The organism is Acinetobacter sp. ANC 4178, assembly GCF_004331175.1.
Taxonomy (GTDB): domain Bacteria; phylum Pseudomonadota; class Gammaproteobacteria; order Pseudomonadales; family Moraxellaceae; genus Acinetobacter.
Genome location: NZ_SJOD01000007.1, coordinates 1 through 26,089, shown reverse-complemented (window position 1 = coordinate 26,089; position 26,089 = coordinate 1). Strand labels below are relative to the sequence as shown.

General features: G+C 41.5%; 28 protein-coding genes and 1 pseudogene. 18 read left to right on the top strand and 11 right to left on the bottom strand.

The annotated features are described in order from the left end of the window. Nucleotides 1-105 precede the first annotated feature (105 nt). A pseudogene (locus E0H87_RS16360) lies at nt 106-1,033 on the top strand (hypothetical protein). 87 nt (nt 1,034-1,120) lie between these two features. Here the strand turns inward: E0H87_RS16360 and E0H87_RS14415 are convergent. Then, complete coding sequence (locus tag E0H87_RS14415; RefSeq protein ID WP_131324228.1) at nt 1,121-2,041, bottom strand: Dyp-type peroxidase; 921 nt, start codon at nt 2,039-2,041, stop codon at nt 1,121-1,123. Nucleotides 2,042-2,204: 163 nt separating this feature from the next. Here E0H87_RS14415 and E0H87_RS14410 point away from each other — a divergent pair, with 163 nt between their 5' ends. Beyond that, on the top strand, nt 2,205-2,828 hold the full coding sequence (locus E0H87_RS14410) for a LysE family transporter (RefSeq protein ID WP_131324227.1): 624 nt from the start codon (nt 2,205-2,207) through the stop codon (nt 2,826-2,828). Nucleotides 2,829-2,865: 37 nt separating this feature from the next. Here the strand turns inward: E0H87_RS14410 and znuB are convergent, their stop codons facing one another. The 3 genes from znuB to E0H87_RS14395 are packed head-to-tail and all read right to left on the bottom strand — an operon-like array spanning nt 2,866 to nt 4,931. Beyond that, a complete protein-coding gene (znuB, locus tag E0H87_RS14405; RefSeq protein ID WP_131324226.1) occupies nt 2,866-3,666 on the bottom strand; it encodes a zinc ABC transporter permease subunit ZnuB in 801 nt (266 codons plus the stop codon). A gap of 3 nt (nt 3,667-3,669) precedes the next feature. Next, nucleotides 3,670-4,461, bottom strand: a complete 792-nt coding sequence (znuC, locus tag E0H87_RS14400; RefSeq protein WP_131324225.1) for a zinc ABC transporter ATP-binding protein ZnuC — start codon at nt 4,459-4,461, stop codon at nt 3,670-3,672. Then, nucleotides 4,434-4,931 carry a transcriptional repressor gene (locus tag E0H87_RS14395; protein ID WP_131324224.1) on the bottom strand — a complete coding sequence of 166 codons (498 nt, stop codon included), beginning with the start codon at nt 4,929-4,931 and terminating at the stop codon, nt 4,434-4,436. The genes znuC and E0H87_RS14395 overlap by 28 nt, the downstream gene beginning before the upstream one ends. Before the next feature lie 138 nt (nt 4,932-5,069). On the opposite strand from E0H87_RS14395, the gene E0H87_RS14390 reads away from it, so the two are divergent. The 12 genes from E0H87_RS14390 to adhP all read left to right on the top strand — a co-directional run bounded on the left by E0H87_RS14390 (nt 5,070) and on the right by adhP (nt 14,916). Then, entirely contained in the window at nt 5,070-5,909 is an 840-nt protein-coding gene (locus tag E0H87_RS14390) for a metal ABC transporter solute-binding protein, Zn/Mn family (RefSeq protein ID WP_131324223.1), read from the top strand. A 169-nt stretch (nt 5,910-6,078) separates the two neighbouring features. Further along, on the top strand, nt 6,079-6,477 hold the full coding sequence (locus tag E0H87_RS14385) for an ATP synthase subunit I (protein WP_131324222.1): 399 nt from the start codon (nt 6,079-6,081) through the stop codon (nt 6,475-6,477). Nucleotides 6,478-6,579: 102 nt separating this feature from the next. Beyond that, nucleotides 6,580-7,455, top strand: coding sequence for a F0F1 ATP synthase subunit A (gene atpB, locus E0H87_RS14380; RefSeq protein WP_116763356.1), 876 nt, complete (start codon nt 6,580-6,582; stop codon nt 7,453-7,455). An 86-nt stretch (nt 7,456-7,541) separates the two neighbouring features. Further along, nucleotides 7,542-7,787: a F0F1 ATP synthase subunit C gene (gene atpE / locus E0H87_RS14375; protein ID WP_000424060.1), complete on the top strand. Its 246-nt coding sequence runs from the start codon at nt 7,542-7,544 to the stop codon at nt 7,785-7,787. Between the two features lie 40 nt (nt 7,788-7,827). After that, nucleotides 7,828-8,298: a F0F1 ATP synthase subunit B gene (locus tag E0H87_RS14370; RefSeq protein ID WP_116763354.1), complete on the top strand. Its 471-nt coding sequence runs from the start codon at nt 7,828-7,830 to the stop codon at nt 8,296-8,298. Nucleotides 8,299-8,310: 12 nt separating this feature from the next. Beyond that, entirely contained in the window at nt 8,311-8,847 is a 537-nt protein-coding gene (locus E0H87_RS14365) for a F0F1 ATP synthase subunit delta (protein ID WP_131265676.1), read from the top strand. A 62-nt stretch (nt 8,848-8,909) separates the two neighbouring features. After that, the gene (atpA, locus tag E0H87_RS14360; protein WP_004684423.1) at nt 8,910-10,454 is read left to right on the top strand and encodes a F0F1 ATP synthase subunit alpha; all 1,545 of its coding nucleotides are present in this window, start codon (nt 8,910-8,912) and stop codon (nt 10,452-10,454) included. Between the two features lie 89 nt (nt 10,455-10,543). After that, the gene (atpG, locus tag E0H87_RS14355; protein WP_004984038.1) at nt 10,544-11,413 is read left to right on the top strand and encodes a F0F1 ATP synthase subunit gamma; all 870 of its coding nucleotides are present in this window, start codon (nt 10,544-10,546) and stop codon (nt 11,411-11,413) included. A gap of 26 nt (nt 11,414-11,439) precedes the next feature. Next, nucleotides 11,440-12,834: a F0F1 ATP synthase subunit beta gene (gene atpD / locus E0H87_RS14350; RefSeq protein WP_104221778.1), complete on the top strand. Its 1,395-nt coding sequence runs from the start codon at nt 11,440-11,442 to the stop codon at nt 12,832-12,834. 26 nt (nt 12,835-12,860) lie between these two features. Beyond that, the gene (locus tag E0H87_RS14345) at nt 12,861-13,280 is read left to right on the top strand and encodes a F0F1 ATP synthase subunit epsilon (protein ID WP_131265675.1); all 420 of its coding nucleotides are present in this window, start codon (nt 12,861-12,863) and stop codon (nt 13,278-13,280) included. A gap of 78 nt (nt 13,281-13,358) precedes the next feature. Continuing rightward, the gene (locus tag E0H87_RS14340; protein WP_131324221.1) at nt 13,359-13,652 is read left to right on the top strand and encodes a hypothetical protein; all 294 of its coding nucleotides are present in this window, start codon (nt 13,359-13,361) and stop codon (nt 13,650-13,652) included. Between the two features lie 232 nt (nt 13,653-13,884). After that, nucleotides 13,885-14,916, top strand: a complete 1,032-nt coding sequence (adhP, locus tag E0H87_RS14335; protein WP_131324220.1) for an alcohol dehydrogenase AdhP — start codon at nt 13,885-13,887, stop codon at nt 14,914-14,916. 61 nt (nt 14,917-14,977) lie between these two features. On the opposite strand, the gene E0H87_RS14330 is transcribed toward adhP, so the two are convergent. From E0H87_RS14330 to E0H87_RS14315, 4 genes are all read right to left on the bottom strand, one after another. Next, nucleotides 14,978-15,547: a hypothetical protein gene (locus tag E0H87_RS14330; RefSeq protein WP_131324219.1), complete on the bottom strand. Its 570-nt coding sequence runs from the start codon at nt 15,545-15,547 to the stop codon at nt 14,978-14,980. A 151-nt stretch (nt 15,548-15,698) separates the two neighbouring features. Then, nucleotides 15,699-16,115: an RcnB family protein gene (locus E0H87_RS14325; RefSeq protein WP_131324319.1), complete on the bottom strand. Its 417-nt coding sequence runs from the start codon at nt 16,113-16,115 to the stop codon at nt 15,699-15,701. Between the two features lie 168 nt (nt 16,116-16,283). After that, nucleotides 16,284-16,829 (bottom strand): glutathione peroxidase, encoded by a 546-nt coding sequence (locus tag E0H87_RS14320; protein WP_131324218.1) that lies wholly within the window; start codon nt 16,827-16,829, stop codon nt 16,284-16,286. A 107-nt stretch (nt 16,830-16,936) separates the two neighbouring features. Continuing rightward, complete coding sequence (locus tag E0H87_RS14315) at nt 16,937-17,695, bottom strand: helix-turn-helix domain-containing protein (RefSeq protein ID WP_131324217.1); 759 nt, start codon at nt 17,693-17,695, stop codon at nt 16,937-16,939. Between the two features lie 141 nt (nt 17,696-17,836). Between E0H87_RS14315 and E0H87_RS14310 the strand changes: the two genes are divergently transcribed. Continuing rightward, entirely contained in the window at nt 17,837-18,766 is a 930-nt protein-coding gene (locus tag E0H87_RS14310) for a DMT family transporter (RefSeq protein WP_227547366.1), read from the top strand. Nucleotides 18,767-19,158: 392 nt separating this feature from the next. Here E0H87_RS14310 and E0H87_RS14305 read toward each other — a convergent pair whose 3' ends face one another. The 3 genes from E0H87_RS14305 to E0H87_RS14295 are packed head-to-tail and all read right to left on the bottom strand — an operon-like array spanning nt 19,159 to nt 22,073. Next, nucleotides 19,159-19,722 carry a Sua5/YciO/YrdC/YwlC family protein gene (locus E0H87_RS14305; protein ID WP_131324215.1) on the bottom strand — a complete coding sequence of 188 codons (564 nt, stop codon included), beginning with the start codon at nt 19,720-19,722 and terminating at the stop codon, nt 19,159-19,161. 38 nt (nt 19,723-19,760) lie between these two features. Beyond that, on the bottom strand, nt 19,761-20,906 hold the full coding sequence (gene dprA / locus E0H87_RS14300; RefSeq protein WP_131324214.1) for a DNA-processing protein DprA: 1,146 nt from the start codon (nt 20,904-20,906) through the stop codon (nt 19,761-19,763). Nucleotides 20,907-20,918: 12 nt separating this feature from the next. Next, complete coding sequence (locus E0H87_RS14295; protein WP_131324213.1) at nt 20,919-22,073, bottom strand: LysM peptidoglycan-binding domain-containing protein; 1,155 nt, start codon at nt 22,071-22,073, stop codon at nt 20,919-20,921. A 119-nt stretch (nt 22,074-22,192) separates the two neighbouring features. On the opposite strand from E0H87_RS14295, the gene def reads away from it, so the two are divergent. The 3 genes from def (at nt 22,193) to E0H87_RS14280 (ending at nt 25,370) form a co-directional block, all read left to right on the top strand. Beyond that, entirely contained in the window at nt 22,193-22,726 is a 534-nt protein-coding gene (gene def / locus E0H87_RS14290) for a peptide deformylase (protein WP_131324212.1), read from the top strand. Nucleotides 22,727-22,815: 89 nt separating this feature from the next. After that, nucleotides 22,816-23,247, top strand: a complete 432-nt coding sequence (locus E0H87_RS14285) for a DUF2946 family protein (RefSeq protein WP_131324211.1) — start codon at nt 22,816-22,818, stop codon at nt 23,245-23,247. 68 nt (nt 23,248-23,315) lie between these two features. Continuing rightward, a complete protein-coding gene (locus tag E0H87_RS14280) occupies nt 23,316-25,370 on the top strand; it encodes a TonB-dependent copper receptor (RefSeq protein WP_131324210.1) in 2,055 nt (684 codons plus the stop codon). Nucleotides 25,371-26,089: the final 719 nt, after the last annotated feature.

The following is a 26,089-nucleotide window of genomic DNA, read 5'->3' as shown; positions in this document are numbered from 1 at the left end:
GGAAATTATATGACAGTGATATGCAAGAGAAGGTTTTTAGAGAATATTTATTATTAAGTTGATGTTCAATTAAAGCACTTCATTTAAACAAATAGGAAAATTTAAATGAAATTTTTAAAAACAGTAATGATATTTTCTATTGGTTTAGTAGTATCCAGTTGTAGTTTCTCTAAAGAGAATAATCAAAATTTTGATGTTGAAAACAAAAACATTACTAATGGTGCTATTGCGCGAGAAAAAGTTGCAAAGTGTAAATTTGAGCAAGGATATGTTGATTTTTGCTCAGATAATTATTTAAAAATTTATAATAATGCATTAAGCCAAAAAGTAAACTTTGCTCAAAATAAAGTTGCTTTAGTATTTGATAAAGAAAGAGACACAGGAAAGGGCATACCTAGGAAAGTTAAATACTTTATTGTATTAGATCCTACAACAAGAAAAGTATATCCATTAGATCAATATGTTGGTTATTTTGTTGATGATCAATTAGAAGAGATTGCGTCAGAACCGCCTGTTGTTAAATTTAGTCAAAATAATAATAAAGTTTGTTTTTCTGGAACAATATTTTCATATCAAGATAATAATATAAATGTTGAGAATGAATGTTATTTATTTAATTCAAATGATAAAAATTTTTTCAAAAAAACACAAAAAGATAAAAAATAATATACGAAAAAGGAACTTTCCCAATTTTATTTGAAAAAAATAAATTTATGTGTAATGAATTAAAGTGTAAGCAAAATGTTCTTAATAATGAGAAGTTAAAAGAAATATCAAACAACGATAAAATAATGAACTTCGCTTTCTTATAAGCGAAAGAGGATTTGATACAACTTATATTAATGCTTCTAGTGATGGTAGAGTTTTATATGTTATTAGATATAGTGAAGGTGATAGTGAACAAGAAACTATCTATTTGTCTTATTTTTTAAATGGCTTATTCAGAACCAAAGCACTAGGTGTAGTTAAGTCATTTAAAGTGGATGATAGCCAAAATGTATATTTTAATGGGAAAAAGATTGATTTGAATTAAACATCGATTTGATGTATACCCCCAAGCAAATAATTAAAGAGAGCGAGTTATTAGCTTGGGGGAATTCATTATTTGAAGATTAGTAATCTAGACTTCCAAAACCTCTTCCAACAATTCCTCGCTCGGAGCAAAGAAGTAAGCACCATCTACTGCGGTCACAAAATGCAACAGGCGGTCATGAATGCCATCGCCAGTTGTGCCAAACATATGTTTTAACATGTCATCAATGATGCCAAGATTTTTGGTATAAGCAATAAAGAACAGGCCTTGCTCACCTTTACCGTCGCCATAAGGTAAAGAGTGACGCAAAATTTCCATTTCATCACCTTTATCATCTTCAATCACAACACGTGCAATATGAGCATTTTCTGGTTTGACGTCATCATCCATTTCAATGCTTTCTAGTTTCGAACGACCCATGACATTTTCTTGTGCATCGACTTTTAGACGTTTCCATTTATCTAAATCATGCACATAACGTTGTGCAAACACAAAAGAGCCATCTGCAAAAATACCTGCATCTTCTGCTAAAAGTGCCGTTTCTGCACGATCATCAGGAAATTGCGGGTTTTCAGTGCCATCAATAAAGCCTGTCAAATCTCGTCCATCAAAATAGCGAAAACACACACGTTCATCCAAAACCTCGACTTTATCTTGAATCCCGTCGAAGAAGGCTTGGCTTAAAGTAAAACAAATATCACTACGTTGCGAGGCAATATGAATCAGGATATCCGCAGGTAAGGCTGGCATTTCAAAAGCACCTTGAATTGGATCAAGTTGTTTGAATCCTTCAGGAACTTGTGAATAGAGTTGGACCCAAAGTTCAGGGCCAAAGGCAATCGCAGTCTTAATTTCTGCATGCGGGTGTTGGGTAATTAAACGATCTCGCGTGTCCAGTAAATCTTCGATCTTTTCTTTCAGTTCAGGCAACATTAAATCTTTTAAACGTAATACGATAAAACGGGCATGATCTGAAGGTAAGGGTAAAATTACGGATTGTGCGGTCATTTATAGCTCCTTTGATTTTTATTCAATGTATGGCTGGGTTTATTGTGCCTGATCCATGCATGGCTGAATAGCCTAAACTGTATTATTCCTGAGTGAGAATTTCTCAGCACATTGAATGTGTGAAAAGTCATATAATGACCTGTCTTTCTGAGGTGGTGTAACGATGTCTTTTCAAGTTTGGATAGCGTTTATGTTGGCATGCTGGGTGATTAGTGTTTCACCTGGCGCAGGGGCAATTGCGTCGATGTCGAGTGGTTTAAACTATGGATTTCGTCGTGGTTACTGGAATGCGATTGGTTTGCAATTGGCGCTGTTGGTGCAGATTGGGATTGTTGCCGCTGGGGTAGGGGTGCTTTTTGCCACAACGCCTTGGGCTTTTCTGTTGGTGAAGTGGTTTGGTGTGGGCTACTTATTGTATTTGGCTTATTTGCAGTGGAAGGCACCTGTACAGTCCATTCAAATTGAGCAGGAGCAACAAGTGGCTAAGTCGATTCCCAAACTGGTGGGTTACGGTTTCTTGGTGAATATGAGCAACCCAAAGGCAATCGTATTTTTATTGGCGGTATTGCCCCAGTTCTTAGACTTGTCTAAACCACAGTGGATTCAGTATGTAATGATGGCCGTAACCATGATCAGTATCGACCTGATTGTGATGGCGGGCTATACAGGTTTAGCGGCAAAGGTGTTGAAACTGTTGAAATCCCCAAAACAGCAAAAATACATGAACCGTACTTTTGCTGTGCTATTTAGTTGTGCTGCGGGACTTTTAAGTTTGGTGCATCAATAATAGAGAGTAATCAAGCTTATTTATGAAAGATGATGGATCAAGCCATTTTTCTCATTTTCTGAATTGCAAAAATCAGCGCAAAAACCAAGGCCATACACAGCACAATACTGAGGCCTGTTGGGGTATTGAGCGCAGCACTCGACCATAGACCTACACTGACGCCAAATTGAGCTGCAATAAAAGCCCAAATCACCATTTGTTTAGGTGAGTGTGCGAGTAGACGAGCAGTAAGTGCTGGAATCACCAAAAGCGCTCCCATCAACAGTGAACCCACGGCGCGTAATGCCAAAACCGTGAAAACTGCTAAAAGTAGCATAAAGATTAAACGTTGCCATTTCGCATTCACGCCTTCACTGATGGCAATGTCGGGATCAATCGCAATTTGGATTTGGGCTTTCCAGTATTTGAACAGTACTGCCAGTGCCAGTGCAATCACAATCGCAAACATAGGTAAATCTGACCAAGCAATCGTGAGCAAGTCACCAAATAAATAACTGAGTAATTCAGGTCTTAAACTTGGTAAATGTTGAATCAACATTAAGCCTGCACACAGTAAGGTGGCTGAACAGAGGGCTAGCAAGGCATCATTGGGTAAGCGCGGATCATGCAGTACCCATAAAATGGCGACCAACATAAATGCCAGTAAAGTGACACCAATCCAAAACGGTAAACTGAGTGCACCTGCAATCGCAACGCCCAATAAGGTGCCATGTGCCATGGTATCGGCAAAGAATGACATACGACGCCAAAGCATCAAACAGCCCAAAGGTGCGGTTAAAAACACCAATAATGTCCCCATGGTCCAAGCAGGTAATAGCAGATCTAACCATTCCAACATCTATTAGGCTTCCGGTTCAGGGTGGATATGAGGACGAGGATCATGTTGGCAGGCTGTGGCGCTGTCCCCGTGGGCACAATGATCATGATGGTGTTGATAGAACACACGATTGGTGCCAAAAATGGCTTGGTATTCTGGATGTTGCTGAATATTTTCGGGTAAACCGCTACAGCAAATATGTTTGTTTAAGCAGACCACGCGCTGCGTACCTTGCATCACCCACTGTAAATCATGCGATACCATCAATACCGCACAACGATATTTTTCAGGTAGGCTGCGAACGTAATCATACAGTTCGGCTTCAGACTGAATGTCTAGTCCTTGCATAGGTTCATCGAGAACCAAAAGGTCGGGTTGGCGCAGCAAGGCCCGTGCTAATAACACCCGTTGTCGTTCGCCACCAGACAGCTGTTGTACTTTTGAATCTTGCAGTTTAGCAATGCCTGTATCTCGAATAATTTCTTGTTTGATTGCGGCAGGGCAGGACTCTAAATCAAGTAAATCTTTCACACGTAAGGGTAGGCTGTGCGATGGGTTGAACTTCTGTGGTACATAAGAATATTTAAGTTTACGTGTCGACAGCATGCGCCCAGCATTGGGTTTTAAAATACCCAATAGCACTTTGATGAGCGTGGATTTACCTGCACCGTTGGGGCCAATTAAAGTGACAATTTCTTGTTCATGGATTGAAAAGTCAATCTGTTTCAGAATGTCGCGATCATCGATACGGACACTAATTTGCTCTAAGGCAATCAGTATTGGGGTGTTTAATGCGCTTGGCTGCAATTCTGACATTTTCCAGAAATCTCAATAATGCTGTGTTGTGCGGTAAAATGATCAGAAGTAGCGAGCACATCTAATTGTTGTAATAGCCCTTCGGAAGATGCTTCTTTCACAATATGACATTCAGTACAGATTAAAAAAGCGGCTTGATGACCTTCACGTGGATGGCAACATGGAATATAAGCATTAATCGAAGTCAGTCGATGAATCAGTCCCTTTTCTAATAAGAAATCAAGCGTACGATAAACGGTCGGTGGCGCAGCAGGACGATCTGATTCACTTTTAATCTTGGCGAGTAAATCATAAGCCCCCATTGGACCATGCGCAGTCAAAATCAGTTCGAGCACTTCTTTACGAAGTGGAGTTAAGCGCGCTCCAGTGGCTGCACAGAGACTTTCTGCTTCAGCAAGGCGTGTTGCGACATTATGATGATCATGTACGCCATGTAATGCATTGTGGTGTTCATGCGAACATAAGCTCATAGCAACCTCAGTTCGGGCTTGAAATAGAAGAATTGACATTAAATTTTAACATGAACCGCTTTAAGTTACGATTAGACGTAGGTATTTTTGTTGAGTTGTTATATTATAACACTAGATAAAATTTAGTGCTGTGTAATCATGTCTCGTCTATTTGCTTTTTGTTTACTGTCCATTCTAAGTACTGTGGGGTGGACTCAAAGTCTGGTGGTTTCAACACATCCTTTATATTTGATTGCACAAGAAGTCACCAAAGGGATAGAACAACCGGTTTTACTGTTGGAAAATCAAACGGGGCATGATGTGTCTTTAACACCAGCCCATCGAAAGGCGATCCAAGACGCTGGATTGGTGATTTGGCTCGGTAAAGCCCACGAAGCTCCATTGGATAAACTGCTACATAATAATCCTAAAGCGGTTTCCATTTTGTCTTCAGGCTTGGTCAAAACCTTGCCGCAGCGTAGTACTCGAGGTGCGCCTTTAGCCAATACGGTCGATACTCATGTGTGGTTAGATCCAAACAATGCGGTACGTATCGGGTTCTTTATTGCAGCCTTGCGTTCACAACAGCAACCTCAATATCGCGATAAGTATTGGCACAATGCACAAGTATTTGCCAAGCAGATGTTTAGTACCGCACAAAAATTCCAAAGCCAAACGACAGCACAACCGTATTGGGCTTATCACGATGCTTATCAGTACTTAGAGCGTCCGTTGCATTTGAAACTTGCGGGATCAATGACTGATGATCCACATATTGCGCCAACCTTGGCACAAATCAAATATTTGAACGATCATCGCGGACAAAAGAAAATGTGTTTACTGGCAGAAGCACATGCCAGTGCCAATCAGTATCAAAAACTTCAGCCTATTGTGTTTCAAGCGGTTGACGAAAGTTTAACAGCGGAAAATAACTTCATTTCTGCATGGTCAGACTTGGCGCAACAAGTCAAAAATTGTGTATTAACTGCACGCCAATGAAGTGGAAATAATCAATATTTAAGCAACAATTCGACCTTTATTATAATGAAAAAACTCGACTTAGGTCGGGAAAAGATTGCATGTTCAGGGGTGTAACTCTATAATGCCTGCGATTAAAAACGATCATCAGCTAAACTTGTCAAGCATTTATGCTGTGAGTGAATAAATAATGAGCCAAACTAGTCGCATGATTGACCGACGATTAGCGAAAGCATTAGTCATCTTGCAAGCATTCATGATTCCTGTGTCAGCCTTGTTAGCGTGGGCTGTGAAAGATACAACGGCAGCTTTAAGTGCCGCACTTGGTGCGGGCGTTTGCTGGCTGGCAAGTTGTTATTTTTCGTGGCAGTCGTTTCGAGCTGCGGGAGCAAGAGCATCCAAACAGGTACTTGCAAATATGTACCGAGGGATGATGGGCAAGTTTACGATTGTGATCGTCGGATTTATTTTAATTTTAAGCAATGTTCAACCGTTATCTCCGGGAGCGTTGTTTTGTGGTTTTATCCTCGTTCAAACCATGTCGTGGGTCGCTCCTTTTTGGGTGTCACGTCTACAAAAACGAGTTTAAGCGCAGCTAAATTGAAAAGTTTTTTTGGAGATAAGCGAGATATCACGCAGCATGCGATATTCGCTTACTCTATTTGTATTTGACATTGACCAGGTGTGATTTATGGCTGCTGAAGAACATGCCCTTACTTCGACCGAGTATATCAAGCATCACTTGACCAATATGACCTATGGCAAAATGCCAGACGGGACATGGAAATTGGCTGAGACTGGTGCTGAAGCTCAACAGATGGGGTTCACTGCTATTCACTTGGATTCAATGGGTTGGTCTATCACTCTTGGTGTGATTTTCTGTTTGTTATTCTGGTGTGTAGCGAAAGCTGCAAACTCTGGTGTTCCGACCAAGTTCCAGTCTGCAATTGAAATGATCATTGAGTTTGTGGACTCAAGTGTTCGCGACACTTTCCATGGCAAATCACGTTTGATTGCACCTTTAGCCCTCACGATTTTTGTGTGGATTTTCCTGATGAATGCGATGGATTTACTTCCAGTAGATTTCATTCCGCATCTTGCAGGAATTATTGGTTCTAACGTATTTGGTATGGATCCTCATCACGTTTACTTCAAGGTTGTACCTTCTACAGATCCAAACATTACCTTAGGTATGTCTTTATCTGTATTTGTACTTATCTTGTTTTACAGTATTCGTGAAAAAGGGATTGGTGGTTTCGTTGGCGAATTGGCACTTAACCCATTTAATCCAAGTAACCCAGTTGCAAAAGCGTTACTGATTCCAGTGAACTTAATTCTTGAATTGGTAACATTCCTTGCACGTCCAGTTTCATTGGCTCTACGACTTTTCGGTAACATGTATGCAGGTGAGTTAATCTTCATCCTTATCGCATTATTACCGTTCTGGATCCAGTGGGCTCTGTCTGTGCCTTGGGCGATCTTCCACATTCTTGTTATTACGTTACAAGCGTTCATTTTCATGATGCTAACTATCGTATACTTGAGCATGGCAAGCGAAAAACATTAATGGTATTGCCTAACTATCAAAGGATGGTTGGGCTTAAAATTTTTTTTACTTTAATTTGGTATAAACCTAACCTCTGAGGAATTATCATGGAACTCACTTTAGGTCTAGTTGCAATTGCATCTGCTATCTTGATCGCTTTCGGTGCTTTAGGTACTGCGATTGGTTTTGGTCTTTTAGGCGGTCGCTTCCTTGAAGCTGTTGCTCGTCAACCAGAATTGGCTCCACAACTTCAAACTCGTATGTTCTTAATCGCGGGTCTTCTTGATGCTGTGCCTATGATCGGTGTTGGTATTGGCTTGTTCTTCATCTTCGCTAATCCATTTGTAGGTTAATCAGCTTAATTCCTAAATTAAACTATTGAGGAATAGCGAAATGAATATCAACCTCACATTGATTGGTCAAGCGATTGCATTTGCGATGTTTGTCGCATTCTGCATGAAATTCGTATGGCCACCACTAATCAATGCGATTAGTGAGCGTCAGCGTAAAATTGCTGATGGCTTAAACGCTGCTGAAAAAGCAAAAGCTGATCTTGCGGATGCGCAAGCTCAAGTGAAAGCTGAATTAGACGCGGCGAAAGCACAAGCGGCTCAATTGATCGAACAAGCGAACCGTCGTGGTGCACAATTGGTAGAAGAAGCGCGTACTCAAGCTGCGGCTGAAGGTGAGCGTATTCGTCAACAAGCGAAAGAAGCTGTTGATACTGAAATCAATTCTGCTCGCGAAGAATTACGTCAACAAGTTGCTGCTTTGGCAGTTACTGGTGCGGAGAAAATCCTGAACCAGCAAGTTGATGCAGAAGCTCACAATGCCATGCTGACTCAGCTGGCTGCTAAACTTTAAGAGAGGCGGATTATGGCTGAACTCTTGACGTTGGCACGCCCGTACGCTAAGGCAGCATTTGCTTACGCTTCTGAGCAAAATGCAACTGACTCTTGGTCATCTGCGTTGAACTTGCTCAGTGCTGCGGTGCAAGACGAAGCATTTTCAGCTTTCTTAACTCGCCCTGAGCTTACTCCTGCTGAGCAGGTAAGTCTTTTTGCAAAAGTATTAGGTGAAGACCAAACTGCAGCAGTGTCAAACTTTTTGACATTGCTTGCTGAAAACAACCGTTTGGTACTTCTTCCTGAAATTTCTGCGGAATACGAACAGCTCAAATCACAGAATAACAATACGGTGGATGTAGTGATTGAATCTGCATTCCCGATGACTTCTGTACAAGAACAATTACTTGCACATGCTTTAGAGAAAAAATTCGAAGCAGCAGTAAATGTGACTGTAGAAGTTAAACCAGAGCTTATTGCTGGTGTTGTTATTCGTGCAGGCGACCAAGTGATAGATGACTCTGCGCTTAACAAGCTTGAGAAAATGCGGACTCGTCTTCTTGCGTAATAAGGCTTGAAAAAAGCTGCGTATTAGAAGACTGAACTTAATAAAGATTGAGGTATAGCGCAATGCAACAACTGAATCCATCCGAGATCAGTGCGCTCATTAAACAGCGTATCGGCGATCTGGACACCAGCGCGACCGCTAAGAACGAAGGGACCATTGTTATGGTTTCCGACGGTATTGTGCGTATTCACGGCCTTGCTGATGCAATGTACGGTGAAATGATCGAATTCGACGGCGGCTTATACGGTATGGCACTGAACCTAGAACAGGATTCAGTGGGCGTCGTTGTTTTAGGTAACTACTTAAGCCTTCAAGAAGGCCAAAAAGCACGTTGCACAGGTCGTGTATTAGAAGTTCCGGTTGGTCCAGAACTTTTAGGCCGTGTCGTAGATGCTTTGGGTAATCCAATTGATGGTAAAGGCCCAATTGATGCAAAATTAACTGATGCTGTTGAAAAAGTAGCACCAGGCGTAATTTGGCGTCAATCAGTGGATCAACCTGTACAAACTGGTTATAAATCAGTAGATACAATGATCCCTGTAGGCCGTGGTCAGCGTGAGTTGATCATTGGTGACCGTCAAACTGGTAAAACAGCAATGGCGATCGATGCGATCATCGCTCAGAAAAACTCTGGCATTAAATGTGTATACGTAGCAATTGGTCAAAAACAATCGACTATCGCTAACGTTGTGCGTAAGTTAGAAGAAACTGGCGCTATGGCGTATACCACTGTTGTAGCAGCAGCTGCAGCCGATCCAGCAGCAATGTTGTACTTGGCTCCATACTCTGGCTGTACAATGGGTGAATACTTCCGTGACCGCGGTGAAGATGCACTAATCATTTATGATGATTTGTCTAAGCAAGCTGTTGCTTACCGTCAAATTTCATTGTTATTACGTCGTCCACCAGGTCGTGAAGCGTATCCAGGTGACGTATTCTATCTTCACTCGCGTCTTCTTGAGCGTGCTTCGCGCGTTTCTGCTGACTACGTTGAGAAATTCACGAATGGTGAAGTTAAAGGCCAAACTGGTTCATTAACTGCATTACCAATCATTGAAACTCAAGCGGGTGACGTATCTGCATTCGTACCAACGAACGTAATTTCGATCACTGACGGTCAGATCTTCCTTGAAACATCATTATTCAACGCAGGTATTCGTCCTGCTGTGAACGCGGGTATCTCTGTATCTCGTGTTGGTGGTTCAGCGCAGACTAAGATCATCAAAAAATTGTCTGGTGGTATCCGTACTGCTTTGGCGCAATACCGTGAATTGGCAGCGTTTGCTCAGTTCGCTTCTGACCTTGATGAAGCAACTCGTAAGCAACTTGAACATGGTCAACGTGTAACTGAATTAATGAAGCAAAAACAATATGCTCCATATTCAATTGCTGACCAAGCTGTTTCAATTTATGCATCTAACGAAGGCTATATGGCTGACGTTGAAGTGAAGAAAATTGTAGACTTTGATGCTGCGTTAATCTCTTACTTCCGTTCAGAAAATGCTGCGTTAATGCAAAACATCGATGAAACTGGTGATTACAACAAAGACATCGAAGCTGCAATCAAAGCAGGTATTGAAAGCTTTAAAGCGACTCAAACTTACTAATTTCAACTTCAGTTGGATTTAGTTTTGGTTTGGTTCACGGAATCAACCTTCGAGGGCTCGAAAGGGCCTTCGAATACTAGGTTAAGCGTATGGCAAATTTAAAAGAAATTCGCGCCAAAGTAGCTAGTATCAAAAGCACGCAGAAAATTACTCGCGCGATGCAGATGGTAGCAGCTTCTAAGATGCGTCGTGCGCAAGAGCGCATGGCTCAAGGCCGTCCGTATGCCGAAAATATGCACCGTGTAATTGCTCACTTGGTTCAAGCGAATCCTGAATACAAACACCGTTATATGGTTGAACGCCCTGTGAAGCGCGTTGGCTATATCATTGTGTCTTCAGATCGCGGCCTTGCTGGTGGTTTGAACATTAACTTGTTTAAAAAAGTGGTTAAACACGTACAACAGCAACAAGAGCAGTCAATTGAAGTTCAATTTGCTTTAATTGGTCAAAAAGCGGTTTCGTTTTTTAAAAACTACGGCGGTAAAGTGCTGGGTGCTACGACAAATGTCGGTGATACACCAAGCCTTGAACAGTTATCTGGTTCTGTACAGGTGATGTTAGACGCGTTTGATAAAGGCGAGTTAGATCGTATTTATCTTGTGTCAAACGGCTTTGTCAATGCCATGACTCAAAATCAAAAAATCGAACAACTTGTTCCTTTAGCGACTGCTGAAGAAAACAAGACCCTTAACCGTCAATACGGTTGGGATTATATCTATGAGCCTGAAGCTGAAGAGCTTTTAAATGGCTTATTGGTTCGTTATATCGAGTCTGTGGTATATCAAGGCGTGATCGAAAACATCGCGTGTGAGCAGTCAGCTCGTATGGTTGCAATGAAAGCTGCAACGGACAACGCAGGTGATTTGATCAAGAGCCTACAACTTATTTATAACAAGCTGCGTCAAGCCGCGATTACTCAGGAAATTTCTGAGATCGTTGGTGGTGCCGCTGCCGTTTAACATTATTTTGAATTGAGGAGACAGCAATGAGTAGCGGTCGTATCATTCAGATCATCGGCGCGGTTATCGACGTCGAGTTTGAACGTAACAGCGTTCCTAAGATCTATGACGCTCTCCACGTTGATGGCACTGAAACTACATTAGAAGTTCAGCAACAACTTGGTGATGGCGTAGTTCGTACTATTGCAATGGGTTCTACTGAAGGCCTTAAGCGTGGTTTGAACGTAACGAATACTAACGCTCCAATCTCTGTACCAGTAGGTACAGCGACTTTGGGTCGTATCATGGACGTTCTTGGTCGCCCAATCGACGAAGCTGGTCCAGTTGCGACTGAAGCGCGTTTGCCGATTCACCGTCAAGCACCTTCTTATGCTGAACAAGCAGCTTCTACTGACCTTTTAGAAACTGGTATTAAAGTCATCGACTTACTATGCCCGTTTGCTAAAGGTGGTAAAGTTGGTCTGTTCGGTGGTGCCGGTGTTGGTAAAACTGTAAACATGATGGAGTTGATCAACAACATCGCTAAAGCGCACTCAGGTTTATCTGTGTTTGCTGGTGTTGGTGAGCGTACTCGTGAAGGTAACGACTTCTATCACGAGATGAAAGACTCAAACGTTCTTGACAAAGTAGCAATGGTCTACGGTCAGATGAACGAACCACCGGGTAACCGTTTACGCGTAGCGTTGACTGGTTTGACGATGGCTGAGTACTTCCGTGACGAGAAAGACGAAAATGGCAAAGGCCGTGACGTACTATTGTTCGTAGACAACATCTACCGTTATACACTAGCAGGTACTGAAGTATCAGCACTTCTAGGTCGTATGCCATCTGCAGTAGGTTACCAACCGACACTTGCAGAAGAGATGGGTGTTCTTCAAGAACGTATTACATCGACTAAGTCTGGTTCGATTACGTCAATCCAAGCGGTATACGTACCTGCCGATGACTTAACAGATCCATCGCCTGCTACAACGTTTGCTCACTTAGACGCAACTGTAGTATTGAGCCGTGATATCGCATCTTCTGGTATTTACCCAGCGATCGATCCACTTGACTCAACTTCACGTCAGTTAGATCCACTTGTTGTGGGTACTGAGCATTACGAGATCGCTCGTTCAGTTCAAAACGTTCTTCAACGTTATAAAGAATTGAAAGACATCATCGCGATTCTTGGTATGGACGAACTTGCAGAAGAAGATAAGTTGACTGTTTACCGTGCGCGTAAAATCCAACGTTTCTTCTCTCAACCGTTCCACGTAGCTGAAGTGTTTACTGGTGCTCCTGGTAAACTTGTACCGCTTAAAGAAACGATTCGTGGCTTTAAAGGTCTTTTAGCTGGTGAATACGATCACATCCCAGAACAAGCGTTCTACATGGTTGGTGGTATTGACGAAGTAATTGCTAAAGCTGAGAAACTTTAATTAGTTACCTAATTTAGGAGATTCTCATGTCGACTATGCAGTGTGATGTTGTCAGTGTTCAAGAGTCTTTATACTCTGGCACTGTAACGATGCTAATTGCTAAAGGTGCTGGTGGTGAATTGGGTATTATGCCTGGTCACGCGCCACTAGTAACTTTACTCAAGCCGGGTACAATCCGTGTTCTGCTTGAAAACGGTACAGAAGAGTTAATCTATGTATCTGGTGGTGTTCTAGAAGTTCAACCGCATGTTGTTACGGTGCTTGCAGATACTGCAGTCCGTGCAGAAAACTTAGATGAAGCTGCAATTTTAGAAGCGCGTAAAAACGCTGAACAATTGCTTGCCAATCAAAAGAGCGACTTGGACTCGGCTGCTGCTTTGGCTGCTCTTGCAGAAACTGCTGCTCAGTTGGAAACCATCCGCAAAATCAAAAACCGCGCTCAATAAGCGACGGTTTGAGATTGAAAAAGCCACCGAAAGGTGGCTTTTTTTATGCTATAAAATAATTTTAATAAGTAGAAATTCATGCAACTGATTGAACACGAACCGCATTTTTGGGAACTCTATCAAGATCATCAGCAATACTATTTGGGAATCGCGGTGGACGTAAGTTCAGTGGTTTCTTGCTGGGATATCTTTCTCACTCCTGAACAGATTAATGTGTATCAACAGCAAGGCAGAGAGAGCATTACGGTTTTGGCTAAACATATTGTGGATGCGGTATACCGCGGTGACTTTAGCTATTTAAAACGACATCAGGTTTCACCCGAGCAAACGCAGGCAATGCAAATGGCCTTCCAAAAATGGCGAGCTCGCTAAGGTATACTTTGCAGTAATCCTCGCTGCTTGAAACATTCGTTGAATAAAAGAGAAAATTATCCACTTGGTGAAGCTGTTCATAACCTTGCGCATTTGATGTTGGTGGGATGAAGATTTGATTTTGTTCAAAAAACCTACCAAATGCCTACCCTTGATCTTCTATGTTTGTGTTATTAGTTGAGAATAATTCTTAATAAAAGTCTGGCTCACTTTGAGTAATGGAGCGTAAAAGATGGCAACAACAATGAAAGCCGCAGTCGTCACTGCATTCAATCAACCTTTACAAATTCAAGAAGTTGAAATTCCAAAAATTAGTGATGGTAAAGTTTTGGTCAAAATGATTGCCACAGGTGTTTGTCATACTGATTTACATGCGATGCACGGGGACTGGCCAATCAAGCCGAATCTACCTTTTATTCCTGGTCATGAGGGTGTGGGTAAAGTGGTTGAAATTGGCTCGGGCATTCGTCATTTGAAAGTAGGCGATGTGGTCGGTATTCCTTGGCTTTATTCTGCATGTGGGCATTGTGATCATTGTTATGCAGGTTGGGAAACCCTATGTAAACAACAACAAAATTCAGGTTATTCGGTTAATGGCAGTTTTGCGGAATATTGTTTGGCGGATGGTAACTATGTTGGCGTGATCCCAGACGGTGTTGACTTGTTCGCAATCGCACCAATTTTATGTGCAGGGGTGACGGTCTATAAAGGGCTTAAAATGACCGAAGCCAAAACAGGGGATTGGGTGGCAATATCAGGTATTGGCGGTCTAGGACATGTCGCGGTGCAGTATGCTAAAACCATGGGCTTAAATGTGGTGGCGATTGATGTCGATGATTCAAAGCTAGAGTTGGCAAAACAGTTAGGTGCAGATGTTGGTGTAAATGCATTGAAAGTTGATGTGAAAGAGGAAGTGCTTAAAGCGACAGGTGAGGGTTGTCATGGAGTGCTGGTAACAGCAGTATCACCGAAAGCATTTGAACAAGCGGTTTCAATTGTGCGTCGTGGCGGAACCATGGTGCTGAATGGCTTGCCTCCTGGAAAGTTTGATCTCTCTATTTTTGACATGGTTCTGGAGGGTATAACCGTTCGAGGTTCGATTGTCGGGACACGTTTAGACTTGAAAGAAGCTTTAGATATTGCAGCACGGGGCAAAGTCAAAGCACATATTCATGTAGAACCCTTAGAAAATATCAATGATATTTTTGCGCGGATGGAGCAAGGACAAATTGATGGGCGAATCGTGATTGATTTTAATCTTTAAATGGCTGTGGAGGATTCATCGTATTTTAACGACAAGATGAATCCTCTGATTATTTACTTCACTATGATTTTTCACTTGATTCAGGTTGTAGCAGTAACATCTTGGCCAACTTGAGCATTTCTGTTTGCACCGAAGTCACTTGTTGTTCAATTTTGTGTAAATTGACCGATTCAAGTTCAACTTTGCCATTTAAGTAAGGCAAATCCAAGATTTGTTGGTTGGTGGACATGACTTTTTGTCGAATAGATTCAATTTCCTGACTTTTTAAGTCTAAGCTACTTAAAGCACGGTTGAAGTCTGTGAGTTGTTGATGCAAAGCATTCACTGATGTTTGCAGTGCTTGTTGGTCTTTATCAGCCAAAGCTTGCTCTAAGTCAGTTTGGGTTTGCTTGAGCTGTTGAACATAGTCACCAGCTTTTAATTGCATGTCGGCAACATCACGAACTACATAAATCATGTTACCGTTTTTTAATTCGGTCTCAGTATCGTGATTGGCTGGACTGTGTTCTTCTACTTCAGTGGAATTTGCTGTTTGAGTATCCTGTTCTGTTGCCTGATTACAGCCGAATAAGCTGATTGCAGCAACAAAAATACCAAAAGGAAGTAAGGCTCCTTGCAGAAGTTTTTTCATAATCTTGAATGGTCTCAATCTAGCGTAGTATTGCTTTAACGGAATTATAAAACGACAACTTCACTTTCCAAAGTCAGGCTGCAAAGCAACAACAAAAAGGGATAGGCATAAAAAAGAGTGCGAGTTGCACTCCTTTTAGAATTCGAAAGGATTACATTCCTGGTACGATCTTAATAATGTTGTGATTTAATACATTGGTTAAAACATAATCACCATTTACCTTAATCCATTGTTCATTTTTGCCTGGCTTATTTAATTTTTTGTATTTGCTGTGATCAACTTTGTAACTCTGACCACGGTATTGCGATGGAACGGGATGACCCGGTTTCCATGTCGCCGATGGGCGAGTCATTTGCTTATTCCCAGCTTTATTATGGCTTGCTGGTTTATGTTGATCTTGTGCATGATGACTTGAAGCGTCGTGATGCATAGCTTGATGATTAGCATCGTTGTGATTTTGCGATGCATGTTGTTGGTGATCTTGCACATTTTGTGGAGCAGCAAAAGCAGGAGCAGCCACCAATGCAGTGGATAAAGAGAAAACAACAGCTTTGACAAAACGATTCATCATCTACCTTCGACTTAATATCTTATTTTGATTTTGTTATTAAAGCAGTAAGTCATTGAGTTAGTTTGAATTTAATGTTGTATAAATATTAAAATCATGAAGAAATTAAGAAGAGTTTTTAGAACATCAGCAGCCAACGCATGACTGTCTGATGTTCTGGATTGGCTATTATTTTTGCAATTCTGCTTGAATAGCATCCACAATACGTGGGTCATCTGCGGTAATGTCTGGTGCAAAACGTGCCACAACTTGTCCTTGTTTGTTTATGAGGAACTTCTCAAAATTCCAGAGGACTTCAGGGGGTTCATTCGGTGTAAGACCGTAATTGACTAAATCTTTCCACCAAGGTCCTTCACCAATACGTTCAGGAATGGCATTGATCAAGGTTTCATAGAGTGGATGTTTATCTTCACCTGCGACAGAAATTTTTGAGAATAGAGGGAAATCAATTTGATAGTTGACCGAGCAAAATTCTTGAATTTCGCTATCACTACCTGGTTCTTGCGCCAAGAAGTTGTTGGCAGGGAAGCCTAAAATTTCTAAGCCCTGATCTTTTTGTTGCTGATAGAGTTTTTCTAAACCTTCATATTGAGGGGTTAAACCACATTTTGATGCCACATTGACAATTAACAGGACTTTGCCTTGATATTGATTCAAGGTGATGTCTTGTCCTTGAATGGTTTTTACAGGAATGTCATAAACAGACTGGCTCATATACAGATCCATTGATTTATTATCGGGTGTTGATGTTGTAACGAGAATTCTTGCGAACTTCAAGTTGAATCCTGCAAGTGCAGTAAAAAGAGGGTGAGACTGCTGGTTTATTCGCGTAATTGTGCAGGTGTTTGTCCCGTATAGCGCTTAAAGAATTCAATAAAACTGGAACTATGTTGATAACCCAAATCATAAGCCAGTTTTTTAACTGTAGATCCCGCATGCAGTTGATCAATCGCATATAGAATTTTCGCCCGATTGCGCCATTCAGCGAGGCTGAGTTGCAGTTCTTGTTGGCTTAAGCGCAGTAAATGTCTTTCGGTGAACTGAATTTCACTTAAGACTTGTTGTAGGCTTTTGGCAAAAAGTTGCGGGTTGGCCAGTTGTTGTAAAATTGGTTTTAACACGCGGTGTTGTGTTTGCGGTAGGTAGTGCTCATAAGCAGGGGCTGTACGCAGTTGATCGAGTAAAACACAGAGTAAATGTCCGTATTCAGGAGAGGTCGGGATGTGCTTGTGGCGCAGAACTTCTTTAATTAAATGGCGGAGAAAAGGGCTGATTTCGACGGCTTTGGTGGTTTTGGGAAAATATTTGCACAGCTCAGGATGGAGATGGATGCAAATATAATGGGTGGGTTGTATCTCACGTGCAATGCAGGCATGTGCGGTATGGGCTGGAATCCAAAGTCCGTAATTGGGAGGAGATAAATGGTGTATTCCTTCAATTTCATAATCCAAAATACCATTTAAACTGAAATTAAAATCGCCCCATATACAACAATGGGCTGCAATTTCATCATTTTGCACATAGAAATATTCATGCACTTCAATCCATTGGGATAAATCAGGAGATGCGTAGCTGTTCATAATAGATTCCCATATTGATATGAAGATGGAGTGTTCTGCCAAGTGGATAAATTTGCCATATGAATGTCTGAAAAACCGTATGTTTATTATTTCAGACTTTTAGCACAATAGTCATTTAAGACCTTATAAATGAGTGGGCAAATGCAGCAAAAAAATTGGGCAAAATTGGCGGTCATGTTGCCCTTGATTGCAGTTTTTATCTGGTCGCTGAATATCGCAGTGACGCGTTATGTCGCGGATTACATTTCACCAGTCAGCATTAGTTTTTATCGTTGGTTGGTGGCTTTTATTGTGCTGACGCCCATGATGCTACCCAAAGTGTGGCAGCAGCGTCAGCTAGTGGCGTTGCATTGGAAGCAATTTGCCATACTCAGTGCCTTTGGTATGTTGCTCTATCAAGGACTGGCATATAGTGCTGCGCATTATACCACTGCAACCAATATGGGGATTATTAATGCCTTTATTCCCATTTTTACCATTTTTGTTTCCATTATTATTCTGAAGGAAGTGCCTAATCGTTTTGCCATTATGGGGAGTTTGGTGTCTTTTCTGGGTTTACTCTATGTGATTGCGCAAGGACAATTACAGACGCTGCTGCATTTAGGCGGGCATTGGGGCGATCTACTGATGATAATTGCCGTGTTCTTTTATGCTTTTTACGGAGTGTTTTTAAAGAAATGGCAACTGAAAGTCCCACTCATGATCAGTTTGTACGTACAAATTGGATTTTCTTTGATTTATCATTTGCCCTTTGTACTCTGGTTGGGCATTGATCGTTTAGATCTGCAAAATACACCGAGTGTTTTATATGCGGGTTTATTTGCCTCCCTGATTGCACCTTGGGTGTGGATGCTTGCTGTGCAGCGTTTGGGGCCGAATCAGACCAGCATCTTTATGAATCTGATGCCCATTTTTACCGCAATTTTGGCTTATTTCTGGTTACATGAAGCGTGGACCATCCATCACACAATTGGTGGCATCATTATTATTACGGGGATTGTTATGGCACAAATAAAATCCCGACAAGGGCAATCTGAGGCAGCAGAGCCAATCAATATGGTGGATAAATAACCAAACAGTAAATTTTATTGATTTATTTTTCTTGGACTAAACTACCAGTTATAAGTGTAAATTTGCATGCTGTCAAATGATTATTTATTTAAAAATATTTTAAAAATAGCAGGATAGTTTGACTTTTTGAGAAAATTTAACATTTTAATCATGCATTTAATCAAAAGTTAAGCTGGCATAAGGGATTTGTATTTTGATTTGAAATATTAGATAATGTTCACATCAAGAATGATTAGTTAAGTATTTCTTAACAATACTTTAAATCTAACATTCAGCAAGATTTTTGAACCCTCTGGATGTGATTAACACACATCCTTTTTATGCTCAATCAACCTATTTGATTGAGCTTTTTTTTTGCCCAAATTTTCTTGAGTACCCATTATTTTATAAGCTTATGCGCGAATAATTTGCCCTGTTTCGGCATCTAAAATACGACTGGGTTCCTGACTTAAACCTAAATCACCATTGAGATAGGTTAAATGATGGCTAAAGTATTTATTGGCTTCTTGTAGCGAACGTGCTGGTTCAAGACCTGCGGGGTTTGCGCTGGTCGAGACAATAAAACCGTCAAAGGCATTGCAAAGCGCGACACATAAGGGATGGGTGGTCACGCGAATGGCGACTTTGGGGTGATCCCCTTTGATCCAGACAGGAATATCTTCGCTCGCAGGCAGTAACCAAGTGGTTGCTCGTTCGGTGAGGTTGCTCCAAGAGGCGATAACAGTGTCACGCATTTCTGGTGTGAGTCCTGCCAGTAGGTGTTCAACTTGGGAAATATGCCCAGCCAATAAGATGACACCTTTTTCAATTGGGCGTTGTTTTAACTTTAAAATTTCATTAAATGCAGCTTCATTATAAGGATCACAGCCTAATCCCCACACTGCCTCTGTTGGGTATGCCAAGACCTGTCCGCGTTTTAAACTATCGGCAGCTTCAGCAACAGAGGTGGTAATCATTTTCGTGTCCTAATTTAAGCAAAGGCTTATTCTGAACCTTATTGGCTAGGACGACAACGCAAATAAACCCCAGATTGTTGCATACATAAGCCTAAAAGCTCCAATTCCATCAACTGGGCGGTCAATGTGGCGGCATCTTGTTCGAGGTGGATAGCCAAATGATCTAAAGGATAGCCCGTCCAGTTCAGTTGATTATAAAGTGACATTAAGTGCTCAGGAATTTCGGGTTTTGCGAGGACTTGCTGTGTCGTTAAGTCACTTTGAGATTGCTGTTGCGCTTGCCATTGGGTTGGTAAAGCGAGGTCTTCTAAGACTTGTTCAGGATGATCGACCAGAATGGCACCCTCACGAATCAGTTGATGGCAACCTTGATGGAATTCACTATAAATATGTCCGGGAATCGCAAACACTAATTTGCCTTGTTCCGCTGCAAGTTTAGCCGTAATAATCGAACCACTTTTTAAACTGGCCTCGGCAACAATCACGCCTAAAGAAAGTGCGCTGACAATTCGATTGCGGCGGGGGAAATGATGTTGCAGAGGCGGTGTATGCGGTAAAAACTCACTAATGATGGTGCCCGACTGCTGCAATATTTGCTGGCGAAGTTGCTGATGCTGTGAAGGATAAGTTTGATCAAGTCCCGTCCCCATCACAGCCAGTGTGCGTTGATGGGATAAAGCGCCCTGATGTGCAGCCTCATCAATGCCTTGTGCCAAGCCACTGCTAATCACAAAACCCTTTTCACTAAGATAATACGAAAAATCATAGGCAATTTGTCGACCATGAGGACTCGGTTTACGACTGCCGACAATGGCAATTTGCGGCTGCATCAAGAGAGAGCGTTGTCCTTGGCCAAATAGAATTGGCGGTTTATCGCTATAGGGCAGGAGTTGTTGTGGGTATTCGGGATCGTGATAACTTAGTACGAAATCACTATGTTTCTCAATTTCTTGAAGAAGGTGTTGAAACTTATTTTGTTCAGGCGCTGTATAAAAGTGTTGTGCGCGTTGAATATGATTTTTATGTAAACCTAATTTTGACCAATCCTGCAGATTGTGGGGCTGTACCGCATGGTGGGCTGTGCCAAAGTGTTGTTCTAGTTTGTAAAAACTGCTGAGCGAGTGCTGAACCAAATACCACAAGGTAATGGTGTCCATTTGCACTTGTGATAATGGTTTCAGCATAGGAACTCCGGATTAATCGTCCATTAAAGGTGGTTGAATGTAAGCACCAATTTTGATTGGTAAAGAACTGTCGAGTACATAAGCATAGCTAAAGTGATCAAAAGTTTTGAACACCATTAAGTTGCCAATTTTCTGTCCAGGTAATTGCACCATTTCTTTGGTTTTCGGGTCTCGAACCTGTTCACCTTTTTGATTAATGCTAAAGACATGACCGACTTGAACCCCTTCGAAGTTCCCACGATCAATGGTCACAACACTGTGTTTAGCCGCAGTACCGAGGGAGCCCATCACCCGGACAATCTGACCACCAGCGGTTACATCTTCCGCCATGGTTGGATAGAACAGGGTGGGTAGCATTGGATCATAAACAGGCAGGACACGATCACCACGACGCACTTCGGCATTAAAGCTGCCCGTTAATTCAAGCGTTGTGATGTCATTTTCACTCGCGACGGCTACACCTGTTGCAACCTGATTGAGTTCAAGCCCCGCATTGTATTTTTTGCCTTTTTCATTGTTGAGGGTGTACGGGTCGCCTTCGCGATAGACCGCATATTGCTGACCTACTTCTAAGCCATTGCCTCGGGCATAAATAGTTTGACCTTTGGCTGCCAATACGCGTTGATCGGCAGTACCCAGTACATAAGGTGTATTGTTAACCGACTCAGGAGCCACAATGGTTGAATGTTCTAACCATTGCTTAATATTTTCTAATGGAATGACAGGAATAGCATTATTTAAGGATTCAATTCGCACTTGGGGTTGTAACTTCGTGCCCCCTGCATAACGACGAATAATGCCATCACAGCCATCACCTTCATCTTTGCCAATCAGCGGTTTGCCTTGATAGCTACAGAGTAAAAGTTTATCGCCAGGGAAAATCCAGTGTGGATTTTTCACGTGACGGTTACTCGCCCAAATTTCAGGCCAGCGCCAAGGCTTATCTAAAAACTTTCCTGAAATATCCCATAGGGTATCGCCTTTTTTCACCACATAGACCTGTGGTGCGCCTGCTTTGAGGGCAGGTGGATTGACGTTACGAGTAGGTGCAGCTTCAACCACTGCGATAGAACCAACACTGATCGCCAAACCGACAGTCAGTGCCAACAATTGCTGTTTAAACCCCAAGGCACTAAAAATTGGCATGCCCTTCAAAACCTTTTTCATTATCATAATTCCTAAAATTATGTACGTAATTTACGTTATAATAACGATATTACACACATTTTTTTGATGAAGCATTCCTTCATTTGGTTTTTTGATCAATGGCATAAGTGAGGACGTTTATGGCCTTATTACCTATTTTAAGTTTCCCCGATCCCCGTCTTCGTACCATTGCACAACCCGTCGAAGAAGTTACTGATGAAATTCGTCAGTTAGCTGCAGATATGTTTGAAACCATGTATGAAGCGCCAGGCATTGGTTTAGCCGCTACCCAAGTTGACCGTCATATTCAGTTGATTGTTATGGATCTATCTGAACATAAAGATCAGCCCATGGTGTTCATTAACCCCAAAATTACCCCATTGACTGAAGAAACCCAGCCCTATGAAGAAGGCTGTTTATCAGTGCCTCAAATATACGACAAAGTTGAGCGTGCGTCACGTGTAAAAATAGAGGCAATTAACCTTGAAGGTCAATCCTTTACAATAGAAGCAGACGAACTTCTCGCTGTTTGTATTCAGCATGAAATGGATCACTTAAACGGCAAATTATTTGTTGATTATTTATCGCCACTCAAGCGTCAGCGCGCACGTGAAAAAGTGGAAAAATTGACGCGTCAGCGCCAAAAAGACAAAGTTGCAGTCAAGCGCGGATAATTTCTCACTCAAAATCATCTTTAAGTATGAACCCAATTCCGATTGGGTTTTGTTATACTGGCGCCGCACTAATTGCAGGATGATTATTTTTGCTTTTTCGTGGTGGTTTGCTGCTGGCATGTGCCGCAGTTTTTTTACAGATTGCTGTTTTTTTACAGCCTTTGCTGCCGAAGCAATATCAAGTTGCTCCGGTCTGTGAAACCATTACGCGTGCACTTTTACTTCCGTCTCAAACGGTAAACGCCGTGCATACTGCTGCTATGCAGCATACGCAACATATGCATCATCAAGTAGAACAAAAACAACAGCCTATTCATGATCACCATGATACAAGTCATCAATGTCAATACTGTACCGTATACGGCAATCTGGTGTTACCACCTGAACTTGACCTGAAGCCAATTCTTGATCGTATTCAAGTGCGTTTAATCGCTTTTCAAAAAGCCTTTGCGCACGTTTGGTTTGTTCTACAGCAACTGTTTCTTCTCCCGCAAGGACGGGCACCACCGCTCTGGGCATAAATCCGCTTTATTCCGCTTGGGTCAACATGACTTAGGCACAGTGTTATTTATGTTTTAGAGAGATTGAGATGGCTCAGCCAAAATTCTTGTTACAGCCTTTATCGGCTGCGATTTGTATCGCTTGTTATTCTTCAAGCAGTGTTGCTGCACAGCAAGTGCAAAATACCACCCAGTTAGCGCCAATCGTAGTGACTGCACAACTAAATCATGATGCAAATGGTTTGATTATTCACGCAGACCCCAAACAACCGATTCAACCTGTTCCTGCAACAGACGGTGCTGATTATTTACAAAGTATTCCGGGTTTTAGTTCCATTAAAAGTGGTGGAACCAATGGTGATGTGACTTTCCGTGGCATGTTTGGTTCACGAATTAAAATTTTATCGGACGGCAGTGAAAACTTAGGGGCGTGTCCTGCGCGTATGGATGCCCCAACGTCTTATATTCAACCTGAAAGTTATGATCGTATTACCGTGGTAAAAGGTCCTCAAACGGTTCAATATGCCAATACAGGTTCGGCTGCAACGGTAATTTTCGAGCGACAAAAACCACAATTATCTCAAGATAAAAACTACCTTGGACAAGCCAGTGTTTTAATGGGTTCGTTTGGTCGTCTGGATCATAATGTTGAAGCAGCAGTGGGTGATGAGAAAAAATATATTCGCCTGAATGCCAATCGTTCAGTTGCCGACAGTTATCAAGATGGTGATGGCAATAGCGTTCCTTCCGCTTGGGAGCGTTGGAATACTGATTTAGCATTCGGATGGACGCCAAATGAAGACACGTGGATCGAACTCACAGGTGGAAAAGCCGATGGTGAGGCTGAATACGCAGGTCGTAGCATGGACGGTTCGCAGTTTGCCCGTGAAAGTCTCGGTTTGCACTTTGAAAAGAAAAACCTGACAGAGGTGATTAAGAAAGTCGAAGGGCAGGTGAACTATAGTTATAACGACCATGTCATGGACAACTTCCGTTTACGCACGCCACCAATGACCCACGACATGACAACACATCAGATGGTATCGAATCCATCGGAAATGCAAGTCACACGCCGTACTTTGAATTCACGTTTAGCGATGACCAGTGAATGGGATAAATTAAGCCTTATCACAGGGATTGATTCTCAGCAAAATCATCATGCTGGCAGCATGAAATCGATGATGATGAATATGCCGTTAAGTACCAATATGAAGTTTTATTCCTATGGGGCTTTTGGGGAGCTTAGCTACCAATTGAATGATGCTTATAAATTGGTGACGGGCGCACGTATTGATCAGGTCGAAATTGATGCACTAAAACTGAATGATGAACGTAAAGAAACTTTACCAAGTGGCTTTATTCGCTTGGAAAATCAGTATCCCGAACATAATGCCAAATCTTATATCGGATTGGGCTATGTAGAGCGCGTTCCAGATTATTGGGAATTATTCAGTACAGCGCATGGCAATACAGGGATGTCAAAGCCGACATTTAACGACCTCGACACTGAAAAAACCTTACAGCTTGATATGGGCTATCAGCAAGAGCATGGTGCATTTAGTCTATGGACATCTGCCTATGCTGGTTTGGTGAATGACTTTATTTTATTGAGTTATCACAACCATTCTACAGGCCATGGCCATGGTTCTTCTTTTAGTGCAGGGGCTAAAAATGTCGATGCTGTGATTGCAGGTGCAGAAGCGGGCGTTGGTTATCAGTTTACCGATGCAATTCAAGCCGATATTAGTACCATGTATGCATGGGGCGAAATTACCGATAATAATGATCCACTTCCTCAGATTGCACCTTTAGAAGGGCGTTTCAATTTAAGATATGTGCAAAATCGGTATTCTTTAGGCTTATTATGGCGTGCGGTAGCCAAGCAGGATCGTATTAACCTGAATAAAGGGAATATTGTCGGCTATGACATTGGTGAGAGTAAAGGTTTTAGCACACTCGCATTGAATGCAACCTATAAAGTGATGAATGATGTTGATCTAGCGGTTGGTATAGACAATGTTCTGGATAAAACCTATACCGAACACTTAAATAAGTTGGGTGTTGGCGTAGATGGTCAAGTTGGCACTGAGCAATTTAACAATACGGGTCGCAATTATTGGGCGCGTATTAGTATGAAGTTCTAAATATATTGTGATAATCGGGAACAGCCATTCTAGAAATAGAATGGCTGTTTTGGTTTTTAAGATGAAAATGGTCTGAAAAATAGCAATATGTATGGATATTCACCATAAAATGTAGAAAGAAACAGCAAATTAGGTGAAATAATAGTAATAAAATTAAATATATTAAAACAAAAACAAACACTTATATTTATAAAACATGCGAGTTCTGGTTTAAATTTATATAATCTTTAAAAAGTAGATAAAATTTTCAAATTAAATTTAATATAAATAACAATAGCTTATGTTTTTGTGAGTTTGAAAAATAAACATGCGGAAATATTTATTTAGAAAAGGTATTGCAACGAGTTGGGAATACTGTAGAATGCACATCCATCGGCGGTGATGTTGATTAAAACTTGTTGAGAAACAAGGATTTAGCCCAAGCGGTAGAATCTGGAAGATCTTGAATGAGTTTAAAATAATTAACAAAACCTGTTGACTTCTTCTTAGAAGAGAGTAACATAGCCGACCTAGCTTGATGGTGACGAATCATCGAGAAGATCATTAAGAGATTATGAAGAACAACTTGTGTGGATTTTTACTGATTGATCGATCGAAATTATTTTCATTGATTGATGGTAGAAATTACTCGAAGTTTATTTGAGAAATTGATGTCAGAAAATTGATGAGCCAAGATTGGCACCCTTTAAGGTGCTAGCAAGTATTAAACTGAAGAGTTT

Excerpts from the sequence above, each read along its gene's own strand:
- E0H87_RS14415 (WP_131324228.1), bottom strand. The coding sequence starts at position 2,041 with ATGACCGCACAATCCGTAATTTTACCCTTACCTTCAGATCATGCCCGT.
- E0H87_RS14410 (WP_131324227.1), top strand. The coding sequence starts at position 2,205 with ATGTCTTTTCAAGTTTGGATAGCGTTTATGTTGGCATGCTGGGTGATT.
- znuB (WP_131324226.1), bottom strand. The coding sequence starts at position 3,666 with ATGTTGGAATGGTTAGATCTGCTATTACCTGCTTGGACCATGGGGACA.
- znuC (WP_131324225.1), bottom strand. The coding sequence starts at position 4,461 with ATGTCAGAATTGCAGCCAAGCGCATTAAACACCCCAATACTGATTGCC.
- E0H87_RS14395 (WP_131324224.1), bottom strand. The coding sequence starts at position 4,931 with ATGAGCTTATGTTCGCATGAACACCACAATGCATTACATGGCGTACAT.
- E0H87_RS14390 (WP_131324223.1), top strand. The coding sequence starts at position 5,070 with ATGTCTCGTCTATTTGCTTTTTGTTTACTGTCCATTCTAAGTACTGTG.
- E0H87_RS14385 (WP_131324222.1), top strand. The coding sequence starts at position 6,079 with ATGAGCCAAACTAGTCGCATGATTGACCGACGATTAGCGAAAGCATTA.
- atpB (WP_116763356.1), top strand. The coding sequence starts at position 6,580 with ATGGCTGCTGAAGAACATGCCCTTACTTCGACCGAGTATATCAAGCAT.
- atpE (WP_000424060.1), top strand. The coding sequence starts at position 7,542 with ATGGAACTCACTTTAGGTCTAGTTGCAATTGCATCTGCTATCTTGATC.
- E0H87_RS14370 (WP_116763354.1), top strand. The coding sequence starts at position 7,828 with ATGAATATCAACCTCACATTGATTGGTCAAGCGATTGCATTTGCGATG.
- E0H87_RS14365 (WP_131265676.1), top strand. The coding sequence starts at position 8,311 with ATGGCTGAACTCTTGACGTTGGCACGCCCGTACGCTAAGGCAGCATTT.
- atpA (WP_004684423.1), top strand. The coding sequence starts at position 8,910 with ATGCAACAACTGAATCCATCCGAGATCAGTGCGCTCATTAAACAGCGT.
- atpG (WP_004984038.1), top strand. The coding sequence starts at position 10,544 with ATGGCAAATTTAAAAGAAATTCGCGCCAAAGTAGCTAGTATCAAAAGC.
- atpD (WP_104221778.1), top strand. The coding sequence starts at position 11,440 with ATGAGTAGCGGTCGTATCATTCAGATCATCGGCGCGGTTATCGACGTC.
- E0H87_RS14345 (WP_131265675.1), top strand. The coding sequence starts at position 12,861 with ATGTCGACTATGCAGTGTGATGTTGTCAGTGTTCAAGAGTCTTTATAC.
- E0H87_RS14340 (WP_131324221.1), top strand. The coding sequence starts at position 13,359 with ATGCAACTGATTGAACACGAACCGCATTTTTGGGAACTCTATCAAGAT.
- adhP (WP_131324220.1), top strand. The coding sequence starts at position 13,885 with ATGGCAACAACAATGAAAGCCGCAGTCGTCACTGCATTCAATCAACCT.
- E0H87_RS14330 (WP_131324219.1), bottom strand. The coding sequence starts at position 15,547 with ATGAAAAAACTTCTGCAAGGAGCCTTACTTCCTTTTGGTATTTTTGTT.
- E0H87_RS14325 (WP_131324319.1), bottom strand. The coding sequence starts at position 16,115 with ATGAATCGTTTTGTCAAAGCTGTTGTTTTCTCTTTATCCACTGCATTG.
- E0H87_RS14320 (WP_131324218.1), bottom strand. The coding sequence starts at position 16,829 with ATGAGCCAGTCTGTTTATGACATTCCTGTAAAAACCATTCAAGGACAA.
- E0H87_RS14315 (WP_131324217.1), bottom strand. The coding sequence starts at position 17,695 with ATGAACAGCTACGCATCTCCTGATTTATCCCAATGGATTGAAGTGCAT.
- E0H87_RS14310 (WP_227547366.1), top strand. The coding sequence starts at position 17,837 with ATGCAGCAAAAAAATTGGGCAAAATTGGCGGTCATGTTGCCCTTGATT.
- E0H87_RS14305 (WP_131324215.1), bottom strand. The coding sequence starts at position 19,722 with ATGATTACCACCTCTGTTGCTGAAGCTGCCGATAGTTTAAAACGCGGA.
- dprA (WP_131324214.1), bottom strand. The coding sequence starts at position 20,906 with ATGCTGAAACCATTATCACAAGTGCAAATGGACACCATTACCTTGTGG.
- E0H87_RS14295 (WP_131324213.1), bottom strand. The coding sequence starts at position 22,073 with ATGAAAAAGGTTTTGAAGGGCATGCCAATTTTTAGTGCCTTGGGGTTT.
- def (WP_131324212.1), top strand. The coding sequence starts at position 22,193 with ATGGCCTTATTACCTATTTTAAGTTTCCCCGATCCCCGTCTTCGTACC.
- E0H87_RS14280 (WP_131324210.1), top strand. The coding sequence starts at position 23,316 with ATGGCTCAGCCAAAATTCTTGTTACAGCCTTTATCGGCTGCGATTTGT.